At 69.4% G+C, this 21,720-nt stretch carries 25 protein-coding genes; 17 read left to right on the forward strand and 8 right to left on the reverse strand.

The features are described from left to right. Positions 1-40: 40 nt before the first annotated feature. The 4 genes from recO to nagZ all read left to right on the forward strand — a co-directional run bounded on the left by recO (position 41) and on the right by nagZ (position 3,231). Entirely contained in the window at positions 41-817 is a 777-nt protein-coding gene (gene recO / locus AC07OZ_RS14540; RefSeq protein ID WP_495467802.1) for a DNA repair protein RecO, read from the forward strand. Next, entirely contained in the window at positions 814-1,596 is a 783-nt protein-coding gene (locus AC07OZ_RS14545) for a pyridoxine 5'-phosphate synthase (protein ID WP_495467803.1), read from the forward strand. Before recO ends, AC07OZ_RS14545 begins: the two co-directional genes overlap by 4 nt. Positions 1,597-1,666: 70 nt before the next feature. Further along, positions 1,667-2,062, forward strand: coding sequence for a holo-ACP synthase (gene acpS, locus AC07OZ_RS14550; protein ID WP_495467804.1), 396 nt, complete (start codon positions 1,667-1,669; stop codon positions 2,060-2,062). 83 nt (positions 2,063-2,145) lie between these two features. After that, complete coding sequence (gene nagZ / locus AC07OZ_RS14555) at positions 2,146-3,231, forward strand: beta-N-acetylhexosaminidase (RefSeq protein WP_495467805.1); 1,086 nt, start codon at positions 2,146-2,148, stop codon at positions 3,229-3,231. Between the two features lie 9 nt (positions 3,232-3,240). On the opposite strand, the gene AC07OZ_RS14560 is transcribed toward nagZ, so the two are convergent. The 4 genes from AC07OZ_RS14560 to AC07OZ_RS14575 all read right to left on the reverse strand — a co-directional run bounded on the left by AC07OZ_RS14560 (position 3,241) and on the right by AC07OZ_RS14575 (position 6,738). Continuing rightward, a complete protein-coding gene (locus tag AC07OZ_RS14560) occupies positions 3,241-5,100 on the reverse strand; it encodes a hypothetical protein (RefSeq protein WP_495467806.1) in 1,860 nt (619 codons plus the stop codon). Positions 5,101-5,108: 8 nt separating this feature from the next. Further along, complete coding sequence (locus AC07OZ_RS14565; protein WP_495467807.1) at positions 5,109-5,612, reverse strand: hypothetical protein; 504 nt, start codon at positions 5,610-5,612, stop codon at positions 5,109-5,111. Between the two features lie 215 nt (positions 5,613-5,827). After that, positions 5,828-6,280, reverse strand: coding sequence for an STY0301 family protein (locus AC07OZ_RS14570; protein ID WP_495467808.1), 453 nt, complete (start codon positions 6,278-6,280; stop codon positions 5,828-5,830). Continuing rightward, complete coding sequence (locus AC07OZ_RS14575) at positions 6,274-6,738, reverse strand: BPSL0067 family protein (protein ID WP_495467809.1); 465 nt, start codon at positions 6,736-6,738, stop codon at positions 6,274-6,276. Before AC07OZ_RS14575 ends, AC07OZ_RS14570 begins: the two co-directional genes overlap by 7 nt. Before the next feature lie 58 nt (positions 6,739-6,796). Here AC07OZ_RS14575 and AC07OZ_RS14580 point away from each other — a divergent pair, with 58 nt between their 5' ends. The 7 genes from AC07OZ_RS14580 (at position 6,797) to AC07OZ_RS14610 (ending at position 15,656) form a co-directional block, all read left to right on the forward strand. Further along, the gene (locus tag AC07OZ_RS14580) at positions 6,797-7,321 is read left to right on the forward strand and encodes a DUF7684 family protein (protein ID WP_495467810.1); all 525 of its coding nucleotides are present in this window, start codon (positions 6,797-6,799) and stop codon (positions 7,319-7,321) included. Further along, a complete protein-coding gene (locus AC07OZ_RS14585) occupies positions 7,318-7,737 on the forward strand; it encodes a lysozyme inhibitor LprI family protein (RefSeq protein ID WP_495467811.1) in 420 nt (139 codons plus the stop codon). Before AC07OZ_RS14580 ends, AC07OZ_RS14585 begins: the two co-directional genes overlap by 4 nt. Before the next feature lie 127 nt (positions 7,738-7,864). Continuing rightward, positions 7,865-9,301 (forward strand): SWIM zinc finger family protein, encoded by a 1,437-nt coding sequence (locus AC07OZ_RS14590; RefSeq protein WP_495467812.1) that lies wholly within the window; start codon positions 7,865-7,867, stop codon positions 9,299-9,301. Continuing rightward, positions 9,298-10,953: a DUF5691 domain-containing protein gene (locus AC07OZ_RS14595; RefSeq protein WP_495467813.1), complete on the forward strand. Its 1,656-nt coding sequence runs from the start codon at positions 9,298-9,300 to the stop codon at positions 10,951-10,953. The genes AC07OZ_RS14590 and AC07OZ_RS14595 overlap by 4 nt, the downstream gene beginning before the upstream one ends. Next, the gene (locus AC07OZ_RS14600) at positions 10,950-12,056 is read left to right on the forward strand and encodes an ATP-binding protein (RefSeq protein ID WP_495467814.1); all 1,107 of its coding nucleotides are present in this window, start codon (positions 10,950-10,952) and stop codon (positions 12,054-12,056) included. The genes AC07OZ_RS14595 and AC07OZ_RS14600 overlap by 4 nt, the downstream gene beginning before the upstream one ends. 52 nt (positions 12,057-12,108) lie before the next feature. Then, the gene (locus AC07OZ_RS14605) at positions 12,109-14,487 is read left to right on the forward strand and encodes a DUF5682 family protein (protein ID WP_495467815.1); all 2,379 of its coding nucleotides are present in this window, start codon (positions 12,109-12,111) and stop codon (positions 14,485-14,487) included. Then, a complete protein-coding gene (locus AC07OZ_RS14610) occupies positions 14,484-15,656 on the forward strand; it encodes a VWA domain-containing protein (protein WP_495467816.1) in 1,173 nt (390 codons plus the stop codon). Before AC07OZ_RS14605 ends, AC07OZ_RS14610 begins: the two co-directional genes overlap by 4 nt. 6 nt (positions 15,657-15,662) lie before the next feature. Here AC07OZ_RS14610 and AC07OZ_RS14615 read toward each other — a convergent pair whose 3' ends face one another. Both AC07OZ_RS14615 and AC07OZ_RS14620 read right to left on the reverse strand, forming a co-directional pair. Then, positions 15,663-16,301: a DJ-1/PfpI family protein gene (locus AC07OZ_RS14615; RefSeq protein WP_495467817.1), complete on the reverse strand. Its 639-nt coding sequence runs from the start codon at positions 16,299-16,301 to the stop codon at positions 15,663-15,665. An 83-nt stretch (positions 16,302-16,384) separates the two neighbouring features. Next, positions 16,385-16,822: a GNAT family N-acetyltransferase gene (locus AC07OZ_RS14620; RefSeq protein WP_495467818.1), complete on the reverse strand. Its 438-nt coding sequence runs from the start codon at positions 16,820-16,822 to the stop codon at positions 16,385-16,387. Between the two features lie 110 nt (positions 16,823-16,932). Between AC07OZ_RS14620 and AC07OZ_RS14625 the strand changes: the two genes are divergently transcribed. Then, positions 16,933-17,478 carry a demethoxyubiquinone hydroxylase family protein gene (locus AC07OZ_RS14625; protein WP_495467819.1) on the forward strand — a complete coding sequence of 182 codons (546 nt, stop codon included), beginning with the start codon at positions 16,933-16,935 and terminating at the stop codon, positions 17,476-17,478. Positions 17,479-17,489: 11 nt separating this feature from the next. Beyond that, positions 17,490-18,167, forward strand: coding sequence for a GNAT family N-acetyltransferase (locus tag AC07OZ_RS14630; RefSeq protein WP_495467820.1), 678 nt, complete (start codon positions 17,490-17,492; stop codon positions 18,165-18,167). A 28-nt stretch (positions 18,168-18,195) separates the two neighbouring features. Here AC07OZ_RS14630 and AC07OZ_RS14635 read toward each other — a convergent pair whose 3' ends face one another. After that, positions 18,196-18,999 (reverse strand): TlpA family protein disulfide reductase, encoded by an 804-nt coding sequence (locus AC07OZ_RS14635; protein WP_495467821.1) that lies wholly within the window; start codon positions 18,997-18,999, stop codon positions 18,196-18,198. A gap of 50 nt (positions 19,000-19,049) precedes the next feature. Beyond that, entirely contained in the window at positions 19,050-19,463 is a 414-nt protein-coding gene (locus AC07OZ_RS14640; RefSeq protein ID WP_495467822.1) for a VOC family protein, read from the reverse strand. Between the two features lie 99 nt (positions 19,464-19,562). Between AC07OZ_RS14640 and AC07OZ_RS14645 the strand changes: the two genes are divergently transcribed. From AC07OZ_RS14645 to AC07OZ_RS14660, 4 genes are read left to right on the forward strand one after another with little or no spacing between them, the layout of a single operon-like run. Then, the gene (locus AC07OZ_RS14645; protein ID WP_495467823.1) at positions 19,563-20,207 is read left to right on the forward strand and encodes a LysE family translocator; all 645 of its coding nucleotides are present in this window, start codon (positions 19,563-19,565) and stop codon (positions 20,205-20,207) included. A gap of 13 nt (positions 20,208-20,220) precedes the next feature. Beyond that, positions 20,221-20,616 (forward strand): VOC family protein, encoded by a 396-nt coding sequence (locus AC07OZ_RS14650; protein ID WP_495467824.1) that lies wholly within the window; start codon positions 20,221-20,223, stop codon positions 20,614-20,616. 30 nt (positions 20,617-20,646) lie between these two features. Then, a complete protein-coding gene (locus tag AC07OZ_RS14655; RefSeq protein WP_495467825.1) occupies positions 20,647-21,021 on the forward strand; it encodes a hypothetical protein in 375 nt (124 codons plus the stop codon). Between the two features lie 17 nt (positions 21,022-21,038). Continuing rightward, complete coding sequence (locus AC07OZ_RS14660; protein ID WP_495467826.1) at positions 21,039-21,611, forward strand: putative glycolipid-binding domain-containing protein; 573 nt, start codon at positions 21,039-21,041, stop codon at positions 21,609-21,611. Positions 21,612-21,720 lie beyond the last annotated feature (109 nt).

The raw sequence follows: 21,720 nt of genomic DNA on the forward strand, positions 1-21,720 counted from the left end.
CCGCCTCCGCGGTCGCTGAAGACATCCGCAGACATCCCGCATGGCCACACGCGCCCCGAAGCCGCCCGCGACGCAGGCGGCTTTTGTTTTGCACCACTACGACTGGAGCGAGACCAGCCTCGTGCTGGACCTGTTCAGCCGCGAGCACGGCCGGCTGGCGGTGGTCGCGAAGGGTGCGAAGCGGCCGTACTCCCAGCTGAGATCGGTGCTGTTGCCCTTCCTGCGGCTGCAGGTGACGCTCTCCAAGCCGTCGAAGATGAACGAGGACGGCGCGGCCGAGGTGCAATCGCTGCGCGGCGCGGAGTGGGTCGGCGGCCAGACGCTGCCCAGCGGCGCCGCACTGTTCAGCGGCTACTACGTCAACGAGCTGCTGCTGAAGTTCCTGCCGCGCCAGGACCCGCAACCGGAGCTTTTCGACGCCTATGCGGCGCTGCTGCCGCAACTGCGTTCGGTGGACGACGCGCACGCGGCGTTGCGGGCCTTCGAGCTGAAGATGCTGTCGATCTGCGGCCTGCTGCCCGACCTGAGCGTGCTGTCGACGACACAGGCGCCGCTCGATCCGGAGCGGCTCTACATGCTCGCGCCGGAGTCCGGCGTGATCGTCCCGACGCATGACGCGCCGCAATTGACGGGGCAGGCCTTCATCCAGCTGCAGGCGGCGATGCTGCACGGCAGCCAGGCGGCGCTGCAGCAGGCCTGCGAATTCGCGGGCCCGGCGCTGAAGCCGCTGTCGCGCGCGTTGCTTCACTATCATCTCGGGCATCGTCCATTGCGGACGCGGCAAGTGCTGCTCGACGTCCAGAAGCTGCTCACATGAACCCGCTGATCGCTCCCGAATCCGGCCGCCACGACGCGCGATGCGCGCTCTCGGTCAACGTCAACAAGGTCGCGCTGCTGCGCAACACCCGGCACCTGGGCATCCCCAGCGTGACGCGCGCGGCGCAACTGTGCCTGGAGGCCGGCGCGCAGGGCATCACCGTGCATCCGCGGCCCGACGCGCGCCACATCCGCGCCGACGACGTGCGCGAGCTGGCCGCGCTGATGAAGGCCTGGCCGCAGGCCGAGTACAACATCGAGGGCAACCCGACGCAGAACCTGATGGACTTCATCCGCGAGGTGAGGCCGCACCAGGCGACCTTCGTGCCGGACGGCGAGGACCAGTTCACTTCGGACCACGGCTGGAACCTGCCGGCCGATGCCGAGCGGCTGCGTCCGATGATCGCCGAGTGCAAGTCGCTGGGCGTGCGGGTGAGCCTGTTCATGGACCCGCTGCCGGAAGCGATGATCCACGTGGCCGCCGTGGGCGCGGATCGCATCGAGCTCTACACCGAGACCTGGGCGAGCGCCTTCGGCACGCCGCGGGAGACCGAGGTGGTCGCCGCCTTCGCCGCCACGGCGCGCGCGGCGCTGGCGCAGGGCCTGGGCATCAACGCCGGCCACGACCTGAACCGCGACAACCTGACGCGCTTCCTGCGCGAGGTGCCGGGCGTGGCGGAGGTCTCGATCGGCCACGCGCTGATCGCGGACGCGCTGGAGCTCGGCTACACCGAGGCGGTGCGCGACTACCAGCGCTGCATCCAGCGCGCGTACGTCTGATTGCATTTCAGCACGCAACGCCCACACAGCGGGCACCAAGCGCGCACGCGCTGCGCATGAAAGGGTCGCGATGATCTACGGCATCGGCACGGACGTCTGCGACATCCGGCGCATCCGGGAGACCTTCCAACGGCGCGGCGTGCGCTTCGCCGAGAAGGTGTTGGGCCCGCACGAGATGGAAGTGTTCCGCGAGCGCTACGCCAAGGTCGAGGCACGCGGCATCGCCTACCTGGCGACGCGCTTCTCGGCCAAGGAGGCGTTCTCGAAGGCGATCGGCATGGGCATGCGGATGCCGATGACGTGGCGCGCCTGCGAGATCGTCAAGGCGCGCAGCGGCAAGCCGGGCATCCAGCTGCACGGCGCACTGGCCGAGTGGTTCGAGGCCAAGGGCTTGAGCGCGCATGTCAGCGTGAGCGACGAGACCGACTATGCGACGGCGTTCGTCGTCGTCGAGACCCGGGATTGATCCCAGCGATATCTGAACGCGCCTGAACACGCGATGGCGCGCGACCGACGAGAGACAACGAGAGACAACGAGAGAGACAGCCAATGACCGAGCACCTGCATTCCCCCGTGATCCTGGACATCGCCGGCACGACGCTGACGGCGGACGACCGTCGCCGCCTGGCGCATCCGCTGACCGGCGGGATGATCCTGTTCGCGCGCCACTTCGAGAATCGCGCGCAGCTGACGTCGCTGTGCGCCGAGGCGAAGTCCATCCGCCCCGATCTGCTGATCGCGGTGGACCAGGAGGGCGGCCGGGTCCAGCGCTTCCGCACGGACGGCTTCACGGCGCTGCCGGCGATGCGCGCGCTCGGCGAGCTGTGGATGGACGACGCGATGCGGGCGATCCAGGCGGCGACGGCGACCGGCCTCGTTCTGGCGCTGGAACTCCGGGCCTGCGGTGTCGACATGAGCTTCGCACCGGTGCTGGACCTCGACCACCAGGATGAGGGCCGGCAGTCGATCAGCCCGGTGATCGGCTCTCGCAGTTTCCACAGCGACCCGCGCGTCGTCAGCCTGCTGGCGCAGAGCCTGATGCAAGGCCTGGCCCTGGCGGGGATGGGCAGTTGCGGCAAGCACTTCCCCGGACATGGCGCGGTGAGCGTCGATTCGCACGTGGGTGTGCCGGTGGACACGCGCTCGCTGAAGGCGATCCTGGCCGAAGACGTCCGCCCCTTCGAATGGCTGAGCCTGAGCCTGTCCGCGGTGATGCCGGCGCACGTGATCTACCGCAAGGTGGACAGCCGGCCGGCGGGCTTCAGCCAGCGCTGGCTGCAGGACATCCTGCGCGACCGCCTGGGCTTTGCCGGCGCCGTGTTCAGCGACGACCTCGGCATGGCCGCGGCGCGCGTGATCGAAGGCCGTCCGGTGGGCTACACCGAGGCGGCGCTGGCGGCGTTGGGCGCGGGCTGCGACCTGGTGCTGCTGTGCAACCAGAGCCTGGAGCAGGGCGGCCGCGCGATCGACGAACTACTCGACGGTCTGGCCGACGCGCAGGCGAAGGGCACGTGGTCGCCGGCGATCGACAGCGAAGCCCGCCGCGCCGCGCTGGTGCCGCAATCCGCGCCGCTGACGTGGGATGAATTGATGCTCGCGCCGCGGTATTTGGAAGCGCTGGCGCGCCTGCCCTGAAGCGGGCGCTCAGAACAGGTTCTGGAACACCAGCCGCAGGAAGGCCGCGTTGCGGCCGCCCGGGATGGCGGGGCCGCTGACCGTGCGCATCACGCCGCCTTCCAGCCGCGCCGTCACGACGGTCATGCCGACGCCAACGCCGACAGCAACCCATCGCGCGCTGAACTGGCCCGCCCCGTCGGACAGGCCGGCGACGTCCATCAGCAGCAACGGACGCACGGCATGGAGGCTGGCCTTGTCGATGACGAAATGCGCGGCGGGACGGACCTCGTCGAAGGCCGCGTCCGCCTCGCGTTTCGCCTCTTCGCTCGACTTGCCTTGCGCGACGAGCGTCGCGACCAGCATCGACGGGCCGCTCACATCGAGCTGATTGCCGAGCAAGGTCTTCAACGGGATGGGTGGCATGGGCTGGCCGCTGCTGTCCGTGTCACCCAGGTCCACGCGTTCGTCCGGGATCAGCGGCGAAGACCAGGCCTTGATCGGGACGGCGACCTGCGCGTTGAGGTGCCAGTACCGCGTGCCGCCGCGCTGACCGGGCAGTCCCGCCTGGCCTTGCCCCGCGCTGCGCAGCAACGGTCCGTCCGGCGCGCGGCTCAGCGCGGCACTGCCCAGGCCGTCGTACAGGAACTGCCCTTTCGCGCCGCCGCCGTAGAAGCGCTCCGCCGCCGGCGCGCGATCGGACACGCGGCCGGCGCCGGCCATCACCTCGAGTCCCCAGGTCGGTCCGCTGCCCAGCGAGAACTCGCGCGCATAACCGATCCGCGCCGACCAGCGCGCGAGCGACGCGACACCGTCAGGCCGCACGCGCTCGGCCCACAGGCCAGCGCGCAGCACACCTTCGGCGCGCGGGACCATCCACTCCGTGAGCACGCGCGCGGTCAGGCGGCGCGTGTCGGTGCGGGTGTCCATGCCATTCGCGAGCGAGGTCTCGTCCCGCCCCGCCTGCCAGGAGCCGTCAAGTGCCACCCGCACGCCGATCGCCGGTTTCATCGTGACGCCGAGCCCCGCTTCTCCTGCGCTGCGCTGCAGTTCGCCGTCGAGCACCGGCTCGCGCCGGTCGATCGCGTTGGCGAAGACGCGGAACTCCTGAACGACGTCTTGCGGATCGCGCGGGGCCGGTTGATGGCGGTACTCCAGCCGCCCCTCGCTGCGATGGAAGTCACTGCGGGTCGACTGCTCGTGGCGCAGGCTCAGGCCCATCGGCGACCTCGCCGCGTCCGACAGCGGCAGCGGCATCCGCACGGACGCGGTGACGGTGGGGCCGAAGGCCTCGTCGTAGCCGGCGCCGACCTGAGGATCGAAGCGGCGCAACGCCGTGGGCACCTGGTCGTACAGCGAGGCCGTGCCGGCGCGCGGGATCGGCAGCACGTTGTCGCCCAGTCGCGCGAGGTCGACGCGCACGTGGTACGGCTCCAGCGTGACGCCGGCGGTCGGTCCTCCTCCCGGGCACTCGTCGCCGCGGCCGGGAGACACGTCGTACTCGACGCCGATGAAAAGCACTTCGGCCTGGCCTTGCTGGCCGAGCACACCGGTCGCGGCGGGGCCGGTGCCGATCTGCTGCCGGAGCGCGTTCATCGCGGCCGAGATCCTGTCGTTCGTCAGCACATCGCATGGGGCGATGGGCAGGGTCGATGCATCGGCCCAGCGGCTCTTGATGCGGACGTAGCGGACGCGCAGATCCGGAGCGGCCGCACGCGGCAGCGTACCCGGCGCGGCCAGACGGCTCGATGCGCCTGGCGGTCCGTTGAACTCGATCGACAGGGGCGGCGGCTCCGCGCACCAAGCGAGCGGCGTCAGGCCGGCGGACGTGGCCAGCGCGACCACGCCGCCCAGCAGCCGACGCCGCGGCGGGGAGAGACGCCGTCGCATGGACGTGCTCAGAACTCGATCTTGAGCACGTCGGCCATGGCGCCGTGCAGGGCTGCCTTCTGCTCGTCCGTCGGGGGCGTGGTCTTGCCGGCGACGGCGCGGGCGGCGGGGTGTACTTCCTGGACGAGGACCGAGGCCTGTTCCGGCTTGACGCCGTCGCGCGCCATGGTGGCCACGGCCTGGCTTTCCACGGGCGTGCCGGCGGTATAGGAGACGTGGACGATCTGCACTTCCTTGTCGTCGACGATCTTGTACAGGTCGAAGACCAGCTTCCAGATCGGGTCGGCGGTCGGGGTGCAGGAGCGCTCGACTATGACCTTGAACTTGAAGCCCGACTCCGGGCTGAAGACCATCACCTCCAGCAGGAAGGGCTTGCAGATCTTGCCTTGCGGCGCGATGGGCACCACGCTGATGTTGGTCGTGTCGGGGGCCTTGTCGCTCTTCTTCACTTTGACGGCTTTCTTCGTCTTGTCGGGCTTCGCCGATTTGGCGAGCTTGTCGGTCTTGGCCATGGCGGGCTCCTCAGGAGTGTTCCCGAGCGCGGCGCATCCGGCCGGACGGTCGCCTCGAGGAAGACTGAGAGCCTAGCCACGCGCGACGCGAGCGATATCCCTAAGGCCGATAGGACGGGCCCCTGAACCGAGGGGCGAGAGGTCGGGGCGATGGCGTTGCGCCGGCGTTGCTAAACGCGCGGTCGCGATGACCGAAAGGAATGCCGATCGGCCGTTCAGCGGCAGTCGACGGAGCGGATCGTCATCATGGCGCCAGGGTCCTTGCGCATGGTGGCCGTGCACTGGGCATAGCCGGCGAGCGGTCGCGTCAGCACGAGCCGGGTACCGATGTAGCTGCAGATCGCGAGCGGGCGATCCAGCGTCGAGACGTTCCAGATCAGCGTTTCGGTGACACCGCCTTTGGCGTCGCGCCGGGTCTTCACGTCGTCGTAGATGGCGCCTTGATGCTCTTCGATGGGGCCCTGGTTGATGCGGAAGCCGCCGAGATCGTGTTTCGCCTGAGGCACCTCGCGTGACGCCGTGAAGCCTTCGGGGACCTCCGCGGCCTCTTGCTTGGTGGAGGCCCACTCGGCGGGGCAACTGAACGGCTCCGGCTTGGCGTAGACCTGCAGGCAGGCGAGTGCGAGAAGGAGTGCGACTGCGGTTCTGGGCAAGGACATGGTCACCATTGGATCGTTGCGTAGGCGGAGCCGCGATGCAGATAGTCGTTCCTCTGCTTGCGAGCGACAGGATCGAAGTAGACCTTGCGCTCCTGGATGAACTGCAGACCGCGGTACTGCTCGATGATCGTAAAGCCGACGACGACACCGTTCTCAAGAACTGGCTTGCCGAACAGGCCTGCGTGCTGGCCCGAATTGTTGTTCGGATAGAACCCGCGTGCGTCCCAACCCGAAGCGATCGGGGTGCCGGCGGTGAGCGTCGCGACGACGGCGGCTGTCAACGCCATTCCCTTCTGCCAATTGTCCGGCTGAGTACGTGGCGCACCGGCGAGTTGCTTCACGAGTTCGGCGCATTGCACGGCACCGTCGTCGCGCAACTTGACCGGCTTGTCGATGAAGCGATCCGGGTCGGGGACGACACCGAAATGCTCGAAGTAAGTACGGGTCGCAATGGCGTCAGCGGGCATGGCAAAGTCGCATCGGAGAGTGATGAGGGACTCTAGTCATCCGCTTCAGGAAAAGCCGATGTCGAAGGTCATCGCTCCGCAAGCAGAAATGAAACAGCGCGAAACGGCGATGCACATGCGTGATCTTCCGGTTGTTAACCGATTGCCGATCTACATCCACGTCGAACCAGACGCGGCATTGCCCGTGCTCGCGGCGCGCGCGCCGTTCCGCGCCGTGATCGTGGCCGAGGTCGCCGTGACCGCCAGCCAGCAGAATCGCATCAGCGATTGGCTCGTGTTCGGTGGATGCCTCTATGCGATGGCGTGGGGCGTGGCAGCGGGCAGTTGGGACGATGCGATGGACTGGCCCAACATCGCGAGATTCGATGGCGGCGATGTGCCGGCGAATGCGTTCGTCATGACGACCTGGCACGACGATCAGCCACTGAGCGACGTCTTCGACTTCGCGATCCGATGCGCCAGTCACCCAGTGGAGCCTGTGGATGAACTGATCGTCATCCACGTGGCCTCCGTCGCGGACCCGGATCGGATCCACGCTGCCTTTGGAATCGCATTGACCTACAAGTTCGAGGAGCCAACATGACGAGCAACGATTTCCGCCTGGACCGCGCCATCGCGCGGCGACTTGCCTTCGCGGCACTGGCGATGTGCGCAGCATCCTCCGCCCATGCGCTCGACTGCGCGAACGCCGTGAGCACCGTCGACATGAACGACTGCGCCGCGCAGGAGCAGCAGCAGGTCGAGAAGCAGCTCAACGACGTCTATCGCCGAGTGCTGACGGAGACGCCGGCAAAGGTGGGCGGCGCCAAGCCCGCGAAGCCGAAGGACAGCCTCGTCGCCGCGCAGCGCCTGTGGGTGAAATTCCGCGAGGCCGATTGCAAGGCGGTGCTCGACCTGTGGTCCGAGGGCTCGATCCGCAACCTCCAGTACCTCGGCTGCATGCGCGATCACGCGCAATTGCGGATCAAGCAGCTTGAGGCATTCAAGACTCAGCCTTGAGTTCCTGCGCCCGCGTCGTCGTGCGCCGCATGGCATCGCTGCGTATCGATGCCTGAGGCAGTCATCCGCTCCGGCTAGACTCGCCTCCAAACTCACCCACAACGATTCGACCAGGGAGCGGGCCAGCATGTCGCTGACCATGGAGGGCGTGCTGGCGCTGGCGCCGGACGAGGCATCGGCGAAGGCCGCGCGGGGACTGACCTCGCCGGCCAAGTGGCCGTTGCTCGGCGCCGATGACACCGCCGTGTGGGGCGAATGCCAGGGCAGCGGGTCCAAGCCGTACCAGACACAGGTCGACCTCAACGGACCGGCCTTCCGCTGCTCCTGTCCCAGTCGCAAGTTCCCCTGCAAGCATGGCCTCGCGCTGCTGATGCTGCGGGCGCAGGACGCCTCACGCTTCACCGCCGGTGAGCAGCCCGCCTGGGTCTCCGAGTGGATCGCCTCGCGCGGCGAACGCGCGCAGAAGAAGGAGGAGCGCGACCAGCAGGCCGTCGAGCGCGCCGCCGAACGCGCCGCGCAGATCGCCGACGGCGTCGATCCCGCGCAGGCCGCATCGGTGCTGGCCGACCCCGACACCGCGCTCAGGCGCGAGTCGCAGCGTTGGCGCCGCATCGAGGACGCCGCTTCCGAATTGCAGCGCTGGCTCGGCGATCAGGCCGGTCGCGGCCTCGGCGCGCTCGACGATGCCGCGATCCGCGGCTGGCGCACGATGGCGGCGCGGATGGTCGATGCCCAGGCGCCTGGTCTTGGCCAGCGCATCGTCGCCGCCGCGGAGGGCTGGCGCGTCGGCGCCGACTGGCCGGAACGGACACTCTCGCGGCTCGGGCTGCTGCAGCTCGCCTGCGAGGGCCTCGCCCGCCGCGCGGCGCTGCCCGAACCCGTCCAGGCGGATCTGCGCACCGTCTGCGGCTGGCCGCTCGACCAGGCGGAGGTGATCGCCACCGGCGAACGCGTCACCGATCGCTGGGCCGTGCTCGGTGTGATCGTCGAGGAGCGCGAGGGACGGCTGAACGAGCGCCGCGTCTGGCTGCAAGGCGCACGCTCAGGCCGGCGCGCCTGGCTGCTCGATCACACGCACGGCGGTCGCGGTTTCGAGGGCATGTGGGTGCCCGGCATCGCCGCCGATCTGACGCTCGCCTTCTATCCCGGCAACGCACCGTTGCGGGCGCTGATCGCCGAGGCCTCGCCGCCGCCCGAGCCAGAAGGCACGGCCAGCGCCACGCGGCTCGGGGGCTCGGGCGCCTGGCAGGACCCCTGGCAGGACCCTTGGCAGGACGAATGGCAGCGCGTCGCCGAACGCGTGGCCGCCAATCCCTTTGCGCTGCTGCATCCCGTCGTGCTCGCGCATGCGACGCCGGTCGCTTCCGAGGCCGGCCCGCATCTCACCGCGGACGGCCGAGCCGTTCCGCTGCTGGTCGGTGACGCCGACTGGTGGTCGCTGATGGCCGTGGCGGGTGGTCACCCGCTCGCGGTGATGGGTGAATGGGACGGCCGAGGCCTGCGTCCGCTGACCGCGTGGCAGTCGGGAACCACCGGCCCCGCCTGGTCGAGGAGCGCCGCATGAGCGCCTGGACACCGCTGTTGCCCGTCGCGATGGTGGGCACCGATCGACAGTCAGGGGTGCTGCCTGAATGGCCGGGTGAGATCGGCAAGCTCGTGGCGCAGGTCGCGGAGACTGCGGGCGCGACGGGAAGCCCGGCGGGTCATGTCTTGCGTGCGATGGCCATCATCGCGCCCTGCGAGGCCGCCGGTACGCAGGACCGCGTCTGGACCACGCCGCTGCCAGAGGCCGCCGCGGTCGATCGCCTGACCGTGGCGCCCGAGCGCATCGAAGGCATCGAGGGTGTCACCGGTGAGCTGCGCCCGCTGTTGCGGTGGGCGCTGACCGAGGCGCCCGGGCGGCTTCAACAGCAGGCTTTCGTGGATCTGGCCGCAGCGGGACTGCGCCTGCCCGAGATGCTGCTGCCGCTGGCGCTCGACGTCGGACGACGTTCGGTCGCGCTGCGTGCCCCGCTGCTGCCGGTGCTCGGCGAGCGCGGACTGTGGCTGGCCCGTCAGCGCGAGGACTGGTTGTACGCCGCCGGCGCAGGCGGCGATGCGCCCGGCGAGGCGCACTGGACCGAGGGCACGCTGGAGCAGCGCCGCGCGTTCCTGGCGCGCGAGCGCGCCGCCGATGCCGCCGCAGGCCGCCGCCGCCTCGAGGCCGCGCTGACGGAACTCTCCGCGAAGGAGCGCGCCGATCTGGTCGCGCAACTGGCAGTCGGACTGGGCATGGACGACGAGACGCTGCTCGATCGCTTGCGTGCCGATCGCAGCCGCGAAGTGCGCGACGTCGCGCTCGACCTGCTGCTCCGCCTGCCCGACGCCGCGCATCCGCGCCGAGCCGTCGAGCGGCTCTCGCCGCTGCTGCGCCGCGAGCGCGCGCTGCTGCGACAGCACTGGGTGATCGACGCGCCGGAGGCTGCGGCCGCCGACTGGTCGCCCGATCAGATCGTCGCCGCCCGGCCGCCCTCCGAGAAGCTGGGCGAGCGCGCCTGGTGGCTCTATCAGTTGGTACGCCAGGTCCCGCTGGTCTGGTGGACCTCGACGACCGCCATGACGCCCGCCGGGCTGCTCGGCTGGGCCGCCAAGACCGACTGGGCCGACGCCCTGACGCGTGGCTGGTTCGACGTTCTCGCCGCGACGCGCGACGTCGAGTGGTGCGAAGCCTTCCTTGACGCCCTGCGGGCGTCCGCCGCCAGTCCGGCGCAGGCCAACGTCCCGCTGCAGATGCATCAGACCGCGCAGGCGCTCAACTGGCTGCCGCAACCCCGTCGCGAGCGCCACTGGCTGCGGCATCTGCAGCAGGGCTCGTTGCCGTTGTCGGCGCTGATCGCGGCGGCGAGCGGCGGCGAGACACTCGGCGCAGAGCTCTCGCAGGCACTGACGGAGCAACTCCTGACGCGCGCCCGCGCCGGCACGCTGAAGGACGACTACGCCGTCCGCGCGATGCTGGTCGATTTCGGCGCGGTGGTGCACGCCGACAGCCTGCCCGCCTACGCATCGCTGGCCGACGTCCGCGCCGCCGACGAGACCGCCGCCCACGCGGAGCAGCTGCAGGCCGTCGCACAGACGGCCGCGCTGCGTCGCGCCTTGATCGCCCTGGCGACGCCGTCGACCGTGTCGAGCGCCCGCCCGCACGCGACCCCCTCCGATTCGATCCCGAGGACCTCATGACCACTTCCACCGAGACCTCCACCGCCTCGCAGCTGCTGCGCCGTCATGCGGAGCACCAGTTCGCCGAGGAGCTTGCCGAGCTGAAGCGCCAGGACACGCACACGCGTCCGGAGAACTGGGCGATGTCGCCGTGGGCCGTCCTGCGTTACCTGATGGGCGGCACGCTGGAGAACGGCTTCGAGGTCAGCGCCAAGTACATCGGCGACGAGCGGCTGATGGAGATTGCGATCGCCACGCTCGCGACCGACCGCGCGCTGCTGCTCTACGGCGTGCCGGGCACCGCGAAGTCGTGGGTGTCGGAACACCTGTCGGCGGCGGTCAGCGGTGATTCGACGCTGCTGATCCAGGGCACCGCCGGCACCGGCGAGGAGCAGCTGCGCTACGGCTGGAACTACGCGCAGCTGCTGGCCAACGGCCCGAGCGAGGCGGCGCTGGTGCCCAGTCCCATGATGAAGGCGATGCGCGACGGCAAGATCGCGCGCATCGAGGAACTCACGCGCATCCCCGCGGACGTGCAGGACTGCCTGATCACCGTGCTGTCGGAGAAGACCCTGCCCGTGCCCGAGCTCGGCTCGGAGGTGCAGGCCACGCGCGGCTTCAGCGTGATCGCCACCGCCAACAACCGCGACAAGGGCGTCAACGAGTTGTCCGCCGCGCTCAAGCGCCGCTTCAACACGGTCGTGCTGCCCGTGCCGGCGAGCGAGGACGCCGAGGTGTCCATCGTCGTCAAGCGCGTGGCCGAACTGGGCGTCGCGCTGCAGCTGCCCGCCGAACCGCCGGCGCTCAAGGAAGTGCGCCGCATCGTCCAGATCTTCCGCGAGCTGCGCAACGGCAGGACCGAGGACGGCAAGACGCAGCTGAAGTCGCCCAGCGGCACGCTGTCGACGGCGGAGGCCATCTCCGTGATCAACAGCGGCATGGCGCTGGCCGGGCACTTCGGCGACGGCGTGCTGCGGCCGCGCGACGTGGCGTCCGGCCTGCTCGGCGCGATCGTCAAGGATCCCGTGCAGGACCAGGTCGTCTGGAACGAATACCTCGAGACGGTCGTCAAGGAACGCACCGAGTGGAAGGACCTCTACCGCGCCTGCCGCGAGCAGTCCTGAGCCCCCGGCTTCCATTCCTCATTCCCGAGCCCCTGACTCTTCACGAGCGGCCATGAGCGATCCGGTCCATTACTTCGGCGTGCGGCACCACGGTCCGGGCTGCGCGCGCAGCCTGCTGGCCGCGTTCGAGGCGCTGAAGCCCGACTGCGTGCTGATCGAAGGTCCGCCCGAGGCGGACGGCCTCGTCGCCGCCGTGCTCGATCCCGCGATGGCACCGCCGGTGGCGCTGCTGACGCACGGCGTGGAGGAGTCCGGCCGCGCGGTCTACCACCCGTTCGCGAGCTTCTCGCCGGAGTGGCAGGCCTTGCGCTGGGCCGGGCTCGCGGGCGTGCCGGTGCGCTTCATCGATCTGCCGGTCGGAATCTCGCTCGCGTTGGAGAAGGCGAGGGAAGAAGAGGCCGCGCAGGGGCCAGAGGCGCCTGAACCCGCCGAAGGGGAATCCTCGGAGACCTTGGATTCGCCCCAGGCATCCGGGGCGCCCGAGGCATCCGAACCACCGAGGGACGAAGCAACGGAAGCGCCGGCCGAGCGCACGGCGCGTCGCGGCGATCCGCTGGATTGGCTTGCGCGCGCGGCGGGCTACGCCGATGGCGAGACCTGGTGGAACCACATGGTCGAGGAGCGTGGCGACGGCGAGGACCTCTTCGCCGCGATCTCCGAGGCGATGACGACGCTGCGCGCCGAGTCCGGCGACGACGAGACCCTCGATCCCCGGACGCCGCGCGCCCGCCGCGAGGCGATGCGCGAGGCCCACATGCGCCAGTGCATCCGCGCGGCGCGCAAGGAGGGCTTCGAGCGCATGGCCGTCGTCTGCGGCGCCTGGCACCTGGGGGGCCTCCAGGCCGAGGTCACCGCGAAGGCCGACCAGGCGCTGCTCAAAGGACTCCCCAAGCTCAAGGTCACGAGCACCTGGGTACCGTGGACCTACCGGCACCTCGCGCGCGCGAGTGGCTACGGCGCGGGCATCCAGTCTCCGGGCTGGTACGAACATCTATGGCTGAGCGGGCTTGACGGCGAGCGCCGTCCCCGCGCGATCGGCTGGCTGGCGCGCGTGGCGCGACTGATGCGCGAGCGTGACCTGGACTGTTCCTCCGCCCATCTGATCGAGGCCACCCGTCTCGCCGACACGCTGGCCGCGCTGCGGCAGCGGCCCGCGCCGGGCCTGGACGAACTGCACGAGGCGACGCGCACGGTCATGACGCTGGGCGACGACGCCGTGCTCGGCTTCATCCGCGATGAGCTGGTCATCGGCGATCGACTGGGCAGCGTGCCGGCCGACGTGCCCACGGTGCCGCTGCAGCGCGATCTGGAACAGCTGCAGAAGTCGCTGCGCATGAAGCCCGAGGCGACGCAGAAGACGCTGGACCTCGACCTGCGCCAGCCCAACGATCTGGCGCGCAGCCATCTGCTGCATCGACTGCGACTGATCGACCTGCCGTGGGGCGAGATCGCGCGCACGGGCAAGTCCTCGCGCGGGACCTTCCATGAGATCTGGACGCTGCAATGGCAGCCGGAGTTCGCGCTGCGCCTGATCGAGGCGAGCCGTTGGGGCCAGTCGGTCGCACACGCCGCGACGACCGCGGTGGCCGAGCGCTGCGGACAATCGGCGACCTTGGCCGCGCTGGCGGAGCTCGTCGATCGCGTGCTGCTCGCCGACCTGCCGGACGCGGTGACGATCGCCTCGCGCGCGCTGCACGACCACGCTGCGGTGACGGGCGACGCCGACCAGCTGCTGGGCGCGTTGCCGCCGCTGGCCAATGTCTTCCGCTACGGCAACGTGCGTCAGACCGACGCGGCGATGGTGGGCGATGTCTTCGACGGCCTCGTGACGCGCGCGGCGATCAGCCTGCCGCTGATGGGCGATTCGCTGGACGAGGCCGCGTCGGAGCAGGTCCGCGACCGGCTCCTCGGCGCGCAGGCGGCGGTGCGGCTGCGCGACCCGGGCCGCCAGTCCGAGCCCTCGACGCAATGGCGCGCCGCCATCGCGCAACTGGCCGGCCGCGAAGGCGCGCACGCGCTGCTGCGCGGCCTGTGCACGCGGCTGCTGCTGGACGACGGCCTGATCACGGCGGACGACGCGGGCACGGCGATCTCGCTGCAGCTGTCGCGCGCGGCGGAGCCGGCCAAGGCGGCCGCGTGGCTGGACGGCTTCCTCAACCGCAACGCCGTCGTGCTGCTGCATCACGACGGCGTCTGGCCGCTGGTCGATGCGTGGCTGAGCGGACTCGACGACGAGCACTTCATCCGCGTGCTGCCGCTGGTGCGGCGCACCTTCGCGCACTTCGATGCGGGCGAACGACGCGACCTCGGTCAACGCGCGGCGCGCAATGGCGGCGGTGCGGGCGCCGTGATGGCCTCGGCGGAATGGGACGAAGCGCGCGCGGCGCTTCCGCTGCCGTTGCTGCGACTGATGCTGGGAGTGGACGCATGAGTACGAGCGATGCGGATCGCCTGCGCCGCTGGCGCCTGGTGCTCGGCGGCGAAGCCGAGGAGAGCTGCGGCGCCTTGGGCGGCGATGCGATGGAGATGGACCAGGCGCTGAGCGCGCTGTACGGCGACGGCGGCGGCCTGGGTGACGACCGCCGCGGCGGTCGCGGCAACTCGGCGCCGCGCGTGGCGCGCTGGCTGGGCGACATCCGGAAGTACTTCCCGAGTTCCGTCGTGCAGGTGATGCAGAAGGACGCGCTGGAACGGTTGAATCTGCGCGACATGCTGCTGCAGCCCGAGATGCTGCAAGGCGTGCAGCCCGACGTGCATCTGGTCGCGAACCTCATGGCCCTGTCGCGGGTGATCCCGGCGGGGACGAAGGACACCGCGCGCCGCGTCGTGCGTCAGGTCGTCGACGAGTTGATGAAGCGCCTCGAGGAACCGATGCGCGCGGCCGTGACCGGCGCGCTCGACCGCAGCCAGCGCAACCGCCGGCCGCGCCTCCCGGAGATCGACTGGCACCGCACGATCCGCGCGAACCTGCGTCACTGGCAGCCGGAGCTCCGCACCGTGATCCCCGAGACGTTGCACGGCTACGGTCGCAAGGCGCGGCGCCCGCAGCGCGAGGTGGTGCTGTGCATCGACCAGAGCGGGTCGATGGCGAACTCGGTCGTGTACTCGAGCATCTTCGGCGCGGTGCTCGCGTCGCTGCCGGCGGTGAGCACGAAGCTGGTCGTCTTCGACACGGCGGTCGTCGACATGACCGAGCAGCTCGACGATCCGGTCGATCTGCTGTTCGGCGTCCAACTGGGCGGCGGCACCGACATCAACGGCGCGGTGGCGTATTGCCAATCGCTGATTCGCGAGCCGCGCAACACGATCTTCGTGCTGATCTCGGATCTGTACGAAGGCGGTGTCGAGCCGCAACTGCTGCGCCGCGCGGCGTCCCTGGTCGAGAGCGGCGTGCAATGCGTGGCCTTGCTCGCGCTCAGCGACGAGGGCGCGCCGGCCTACGACCGCGCGCTCGCGGCCAAGCTGGCGGCACTGGGCGTGCCGTCGTTCGCCTGCACGCCGGACGCCTTCCCGGGCCTGATGGCCGCGGCGATCCGGCGCGACGACATCGGCGCGTGGGCGGCGGGGCAGGGCATCGTCACGGCGGCCAAGGGCGCCTGAGCCGCCTCAGCGCCCTTCGGCCGCCTGCGCCATCTTCGCGAAGTACGCCGACTTGCCGGTCCTGTTGAGCTGATACCAGGCCTCGAGCGTGTCGGGCTCGTAGATGTCGAGCGTGTCGAAGATCGCTCGCGCGAAGTCCAGCGCCGACATGCCGCCTGCGGTGAGCAGGCCGCGGTCCGACACGACGGGCTCGTCGACGTAGCGGTCGCTGCCGGCGTATTCCTCGACGCCCTTCAGATAGGACAAGGCATTGCTCGTGTGCTGCCGGTCGTCAAGCACGCCGAGGCGCGCGAGGCCCGCCGTGGCGCCGCAGATCGCGGCGACACGCTTGCCGGCATCGAGGAATTCCTTGGCCTTCTTCGCCGCTTCCATGTGCTCGCCCTTGTCCCAGCCCGCGCCGCCGGGAAGGATCAGCAACTCGCTGTCGTCGGGGAACAGCGTCGACAGGCGGATGTCGGGCATCACCGACAGGCCGCCCATCGAGCGCGTCAGGTTGGCGCCGGCGGCGGCGACGGTCTTCACCTGCCAGTCGCCGGGCGTCTTCTGGAATTCGGGCGTGTTGATGCCCGCGACCGCGTAGGCGGCCTCCCAGTCGGCGAAGCCCTCGAAGAGGTAGAGATGGACGGTACGGGTCGGGGTGTTCATGCCGGGAAGGCGGCAAGGTACGTGCCCGGCCGCCGGCGCGCAGGCCATGCCGCCCATGTCCGGCGGCCGCGACGCCGAGGCGATCAGCCGGGGAGCTTCTTCACCATGAAGAACTTCGAGCCCGCCACGCCGTGGCCGGGGATCTCCAGCTGGACGACGTAGCCGAGGCGCTCGTAGAACGGGCGGGCCTGGAAGCTGAAGGTGCTCAGGTAGAACGTGTCGCAGCCGCGCTCGATCGCGCGCTGCTCGAAGGCGCGGACGACGGCGCCGCCGACGCCGGCATGACGGTGCGCGGCATCGACCCAGAGCTGCTTGAGTTCGCAGCAGCGGCCGAGCGTGCGCCCGATTGCGCCGCCGATCACGCGGCCGCCAGCGTCGTATGCGGCGCTCGACAGCCCGCGCTGTCCGTCGAAGGCGCCGTGATCGCCGAAGGCCTCGTTGTGCTGGTCGAGACCGGCCTCGACCAATGCGGCCAGACCCGGCTTGGGATCGTCGAAGGCGGCGGTGGTGAAGGCGGTCATGAGGCGTGATCGAACAGGGACTCATCGGATGTTACGCGGCGATGCGAGCCGTCCAGCCCCTGGAGAAACCGCGCATGACGGCATCACCGGGCGTGCGCGACACTCGTCGGATGGATCTCACTGTTGTCTCCTTGCGCGACGGCGAAACGCTCGGCGATCGCTTCCTGAAGGTCAACCATGCGGGCGAACACGGCGCCGTGCACATCTATGCGGGACAGATCCTGATGGCGCGCCTCACGGCCCCCTCGATGCTCCCCGCGCTCCGCGAATTCAAGGCGCATGAAGAGGGTCACCGGGCGATCTTCTGGGGCGAGCTGCAGCGACGAGGACGACCGCGATGCCGCAGCTACTGGCCGTGCGCCCTCGGCGGCTTCGTGCTGGGTCTCGTGACCGGGTTGCTCGGCCGCCGGGCGATCGCGGCGACCACAGTCGCCGTCGAGCGGGTCGTGCTGACGCATCTCGACGCCCAGGTCGCCTGCCTGCAAGGAAAGGACGACGCAGCGGTCAACGCCATCGGCGCCATCGTGGCCGAGGAGCGGGAGCATTGCGATGCCTTCGCCGATGAACTCGGAGAAGGCTCGCTGTGGGTCAAGTTGCTGACGCCGGTCGTGGCCGCATCGACGAAGACGGTCATCTGGCTCGGCTTGCGGTTGTGAGGTCCTGGGACATGACTCCCTTCCCCGCGCTGGACGCGCTGCCACTTCGCCTCGAGCCTGTCTCCGTCGAGCACGCTGAAGAGATGCACGCGGTGCTGGCCGATCCGTCGATCTACGAGTTCCTCAATGAGGACGCGCCGCCCACGCTTCAATGGTTGCGCGAGGCCTACGCGCGCCGTGCGAAGGGCCAGTCGCCCGACGGCGATGAGCTGTGGTTCAACTGGATGATCCGGCGCGACGACGGGCGCTTGATCGGCTACGTCCAGGCGACGACCGGATGGCAGGACACCTGCTGGATTGCCTACGTGCTGACGACCGAGGGGCGGGGGCAGGGTCATGCGACGCGCGCGGTCGCCGCGATGATCGACTACCTTGGCCGATCGCACGACGTGAGTCACTTCTCGGCCGCCGTCGACAGAGCGCTTGACGTCGAGCGCGTGAGCTATTGGCCCGCCGTTTTGTTCGATCCCGTGTCGAAGCGGGAGATCGACACCCACGTGCGTCTCAAGGTGGGACACGGCTTCGGATCCCGGGACATGGATGACCTGCCTCTGGACGGGCTCAGGATGATGCTGCTGGACGGACGAGACTGCTTTGTCAGCCCGGAGCTCAAGGCCGTACTCCAGGACAGTCGCTTCCGCTACCTGAGGTTCAGCAAGGGCATGCAGGCCTACGGCGCATCGGCCTGACGGGCGTGCATGGCGCCTGCGCTGCGCGTCAGCGCAGCTGCGTCAACATCGCCTCCAACGCCGGCTGCGACAGCTCGCCGGTGCGCTTGCCGACGAGTTTCCCGGAGGCATCGAAGAGCAGGGTGGTGGGATAGCCCACCTGCTTGAAGACCGCGCTGGCCTGGCGGTGCTCGTCGATGGCGACGCCACTCATCGTCAGGCGTTGCTGGCCCAGCCACTTCGCGACGTGGGCCGCGTCCTCGCCCTGGTTGATGAAGACGAAGCGCACGTCTGGCCGGTCGCGCTGCGCCTGCGCCAGCATCGGCATCTCGCGGATGCACGGCCCGCACCAGGTCGCCCACAGGTTGATCAGCACGGGCTTGCCTCGCAGTCCGGCGAGATTGATCGGCTCCCCATTCAGCTGTTCGAAGCGCAAGGCTGGCAGCGGCTCCGCGGCGGGCCGCATGGCGAGCTGGATCTGTCCCGCGACCACGATCGCCGTGCCCAGCGCCAGCGGCACCGTCGCGGAGAGCCGCATCGCCGGCACGTTCCGCAGCTGGAAGGTCGCATACATCCACATCGCGATGATGCCGACCTCGGGTGACCAGCCACCGTCGCGCAGGTTGAAGATGCTGAGCGGGTGCTCGACGTACAGCTCCTTGTACTGGTAGAGGAAACCGAGCCGCGCGAACACGATGGCGACCCAGAGGCTGCGCCACAGCAGCGGTCCCGCGTCCTGCCCGCGCTTGCGCGCGAGGAACGCTGCGACTGCCAGCGATGCGGCCACGGCCACGCACAGGTGCAGGAAGGCCCACGGCAGCACCAGGGGGCCGATGGCGACGGCCTCGTTCATCGAGGGTCGTCCGGTGCGCGAGTGCTCGGGCGGTCAGTCACCGGGACCGTTCAGGTCGCGAAGATCCCGTCCGTGGAGGCGAAGCCCTTGACCTCGATCGGATTGCCCGACGGGTCGAGGAAGAACATCGTCGCCTGCTCGCCGGGCTGGCCGGCGAAGCGGATGCTGGGCTTCAGCACGAACTCGACGCCGCGCGTCTCCAGCCGGTCCGCGAGCACGCGCCAGTTCGGCATCGCCAGGATCACGCCGAGGTGCGGCATCGGCACCATGTGGTCACCGACCTTGCCGGTGTTGCCCGTCTGGAACGGCTCGCCGAGGTGCAGCGAGATCTGATGACCGAAGAAGTCGAAGTCGACCCAGGTGTCGGTGCTGCGCCCCTCCTCGCAGCCGAGCACGCCGCCGTAGAAGGCGCGGGCATCGTCCAGGTCTCGCACGTGATAGGCCAGGTGGAACACGGATCGCATGGGGACTCCCGGGCAGGGGTGATCGATCGGACGATCCTAGCCCCGAAGCCGCGCCCGCTAACATCTGCGCTTCCTGTGTCGTGCGCTAGGGAGATCGGTGTGGATGTGACCAGTTGGTTGGGCTTTGTCAGTGTGGCGCTGTTCGTCACCTTCACGCCGGGGCCGGCGGTGCTGATGGCGATCTCGAATTCGCTCAGCGTCGGGCCGCGACGGGCGATGGTCGGGTCGCTGGGCAATGCGATCGGATTGCTGGCCGTGTCCGCGGCGACGACGGCCGGGCTCGGCGTGCTGCTGAGCACGTCGGCCCAGGCCTTCCTGGTCGTGAAGCTGCTCGGCGCCTGCTACCTGATCTGGCTGGGCATCAAGCAGTGGCGCCAGGGCGCGCGGATGTCGATGACCACGGGCGATGCCGCTGCCGCGGAGGTGGCCGGCCTCTCGCGTCGGGCGCTGTTCCTGCGCGGCATCATGGTCGCGCTGACGAACCCGAAGGCGATCCTGTTCTTCACCGCGCTGTTCCCGCAGTTCATGAACCATCCGGAGACGGCGCTGCGCGACTTCGTCGTGCTGACGGTGACCTTCTCCGCCTGTGCGGTGCTGGCGCATGCGTTCTACGTGCTGCTCGCGCGGGCGCTGCGGCGCGGGCTGGCCTCGCCGACGCGGGTGAAGCTCATGAACCGCACCTTCGGCGCGTGCTTCGTCGCGCTGGGCGTCAGCCTGATCGGCTGGCGCGGCCGGACGCAGTGAAAGGGGCGCAGCGATGTTCTCTCATCTGTTCGTCGGCATCACCGACTTCGACCGGGCGCTGGCGTTCTACACGCCGGTGATGGCGGCGTTGAAGCAGCCGCAGCGCTTCGTCGATCCGGCTTATCCACGGGCGGGCTGGCAGTCCGCGCAGACCGTGCGGCCGCTGTTCCTGATCGGACGCCCGCTGGAAGGCGAAGCCTGTTTCGGCAACGGTCAGATGACGGCGTTCATGGCCGGGTCGCGTGCGATGGTCGACGAGGTCCATGCCGCGGCACTCGCCCACGGCGGGACCTGCGAAGGCGAGCCGGGTCTGCGTCCCCAATACCACCCGAACTACTACGGCGCCTACTTCCGGGATCCGGATGGGAACAAGCTGTGCGTGGTGTGTCATGACGCGCCGCCGGCCTGACCGGCCATCCAATTCAAGGTGGTGATTCATATGTTCCCGACATCCCTGTTCAGGCTGGGCGTGCTTGTCGCCGCGCTCACGGTGGGCGTGCCCGTGCTGGCAGCTCCCGCTGGCCCGGCGTTGCCGAAGGACGTGACTGGCTTCCTCCAGGATCGGGAGGGCTGCGATCACTTCCGTGGCGAATCGGGCGATGGCGACGAGGAACGGCAGAAGGACATCGACTGGAACCTCTGCCAGAGCTGTACCGGGACCGACGCCAAGCTTGCGGCGTTGAAGAAGAAGTACCGCGCGAATGCGACCGTGATGCGCGCGCTCCAATCGCTGGAACCGAACATCGAGATCACGGATGTGGAAGAGATGAAGCGCTTCTGCGCGACGACGCGCAAGCCCGCGTGGGCGAAGTAGCGATCAAGGAGTCCGTCATGCCTCTGCCTCGCACTGTCTGCTGGATCCCGGTCTGGAACGCCGCGCAACCGGGCGTCGGCATCGAGCATCTGCTGCTCTCCGACGGTCGTGCCGACGGTGTCGTGATCGCGGTCGACGAAGAGGTCGGACCGTTCCGGCTCGCCTACCGGTTGAGCTGGGACGAGTCGTGGCGATTGCGCGAAGCGACGCTGTCTCTCGTCGACGACGAAGGCGGTGCCTTTCGCTCGATGCGTCTGAGGTCCGATGGCGACGGTCATTGGCAGGACGGCGAAGGGCGGGCTCTGGCCGAGCTCGATGGCTGCCTCGACATCGACATCTGGCCCACGCCCTTCACCAACAGCTTCCCGATCCGGCGCGTGCCGTTGACCATCGGTGAGCGGCGGGAGTTCCGCATGGCCTGGGTTGATGGCACGGCGCTGACAGTCCGGCCGCAGGCGCAGGCCTATACGCGGCTCGAAGAGCGGCTCTATCGGTTCGAGTCGCTGGACGGCTCCGGCTTCACTGTCGAACTGCCGGTCGATGAAGACGGCCTTGTGATCGACTATCCCGAGCTGTTTCGCAGGGTTTGAAGCGTCACGAAAGCAAAGCCCCGGAAGTGACTTTCAGCCGGCCGTCCGTCCTCGGAAGCATTGCTCTGGTCGCTAGCATGTCCGTATCGCCATTCCTGCACCGCGTGCC

This window comes from Roseateles sp. GW821-FHT09G03 (genome assembly GCF_059416045.1).

Excerpts from the sequence above, each read along its gene's own strand:
- AC07OZ_RS14565 (WP_495467807.1), bottom strand. The coding sequence starts at position 5,612 with ATGGCCAAGACCGACAAGCTCGCCAAATCGGCGAAGCCCGACAAGACG.
- AC07OZ_RS14655 (WP_495467825.1), top strand. The coding sequence starts at position 20,647 with ATGTTCCCGACATCCCTGTTCAGGCTGGGCGTGCTTGTCGCCGCGCTC.
- AC07OZ_RS14635 (WP_495467821.1), bottom strand. The coding sequence starts at position 18,999 with ATGAACGAGGCCGTCGCCATCGGCCCCCTGGTGCTGCCGTGGGCCTTC.
- recO (WP_495467802.1), top strand. The coding sequence starts at position 41 with ATGGCCACACGCGCCCCGAAGCCGCCCGCGACGCAGGCGGCTTTTGTT.
- AC07OZ_RS14650 (WP_495467824.1), top strand. The coding sequence starts at position 20,221 with ATGTTCTCTCATCTGTTCGTCGGCATCACCGACTTCGACCGGGCGCTG.
- AC07OZ_RS14580 (WP_495467810.1), top strand. The coding sequence starts at position 6,797 with ATGTCGAAGGTCATCGCTCCGCAAGCAGAAATGAAACAGCGCGAAACG.
- AC07OZ_RS14545 (WP_495467803.1), top strand. The coding sequence starts at position 814 with ATGAACCCGCTGATCGCTCCCGAATCCGGCCGCCACGACGCGCGATGC.
- AC07OZ_RS14610 (WP_495467816.1), top strand. The coding sequence starts at position 14,484 with ATGAGTACGAGCGATGCGGATCGCCTGCGCCGCTGGCGCCTGGTGCTC.
- AC07OZ_RS14600 (WP_495467814.1), top strand. The coding sequence starts at position 10,950 with ATGACCACTTCCACCGAGACCTCCACCGCCTCGCAGCTGCTGCGCCGT.
- AC07OZ_RS14560 (WP_495467806.1), bottom strand. The coding sequence starts at position 5,100 with ATGCGACGGCGTCTCTCCCCGCCGCGGCGTCGGCTGCTGGGCGGCGTG.
- AC07OZ_RS14640 (WP_495467822.1), bottom strand. The coding sequence starts at position 19,463 with ATGCGATCCGTGTTCCACCTGGCCTATCACGTGCGAGACCTGGACGAT.
- AC07OZ_RS14590 (WP_495467812.1), top strand. The coding sequence starts at position 7,865 with ATGTCGCTGACCATGGAGGGCGTGCTGGCGCTGGCGCCGGACGAGGCA.
- AC07OZ_RS14620 (WP_495467818.1), bottom strand. The coding sequence starts at position 16,822 with ATGACCGCCTTCACCACCGCCGCCTTCGACGATCCCAAGCCGGGTCTG.
- AC07OZ_RS14615 (WP_495467817.1), bottom strand. The coding sequence starts at position 16,301 with ATGAACACCCCGACCCGTACCGTCCATCTCTACCTCTTCGAGGGCTTC.
- AC07OZ_RS14570 (WP_495467808.1), bottom strand. The coding sequence starts at position 6,280 with ATGGTGACCATGTCCTTGCCCAGAACCGCAGTCGCACTCCTTCTCGCA.
- AC07OZ_RS14660 (WP_495467826.1), top strand. The coding sequence starts at position 21,039 with ATGCCTCTGCCTCGCACTGTCTGCTGGATCCCGGTCTGGAACGCCGCG.
- AC07OZ_RS14630 (WP_495467820.1), top strand. The coding sequence starts at position 17,490 with ATGACTCCCTTCCCCGCGCTGGACGCGCTGCCACTTCGCCTCGAGCCT.
- nagZ (WP_495467805.1), top strand. The coding sequence starts at position 2,146 with ATGACCGAGCACCTGCATTCCCCCGTGATCCTGGACATCGCCGGCACG.
- acpS (WP_495467804.1), top strand. The coding sequence starts at position 1,667 with ATGATCTACGGCATCGGCACGGACGTCTGCGACATCCGGCGCATCCGG.
- AC07OZ_RS14625 (WP_495467819.1), top strand. The coding sequence starts at position 16,933 with ATGGATCTCACTGTTGTCTCCTTGCGCGACGGCGAAACGCTCGGCGAT.
- AC07OZ_RS14575 (WP_495467809.1), bottom strand. The coding sequence starts at position 6,738 with ATGCCCGCTGACGCCATTGCGACCCGTACTTACTTCGAGCATTTCGGT.
- AC07OZ_RS14595 (WP_495467813.1), top strand. The coding sequence starts at position 9,298 with ATGAGCGCCTGGACACCGCTGTTGCCCGTCGCGATGGTGGGCACCGAT.
- AC07OZ_RS14605 (WP_495467815.1), top strand. The coding sequence starts at position 12,109 with ATGAGCGATCCGGTCCATTACTTCGGCGTGCGGCACCACGGTCCGGGC.
- AC07OZ_RS14585 (WP_495467811.1), top strand. The coding sequence starts at position 7,318 with ATGACGAGCAACGATTTCCGCCTGGACCGCGCCATCGCGCGGCGACTT.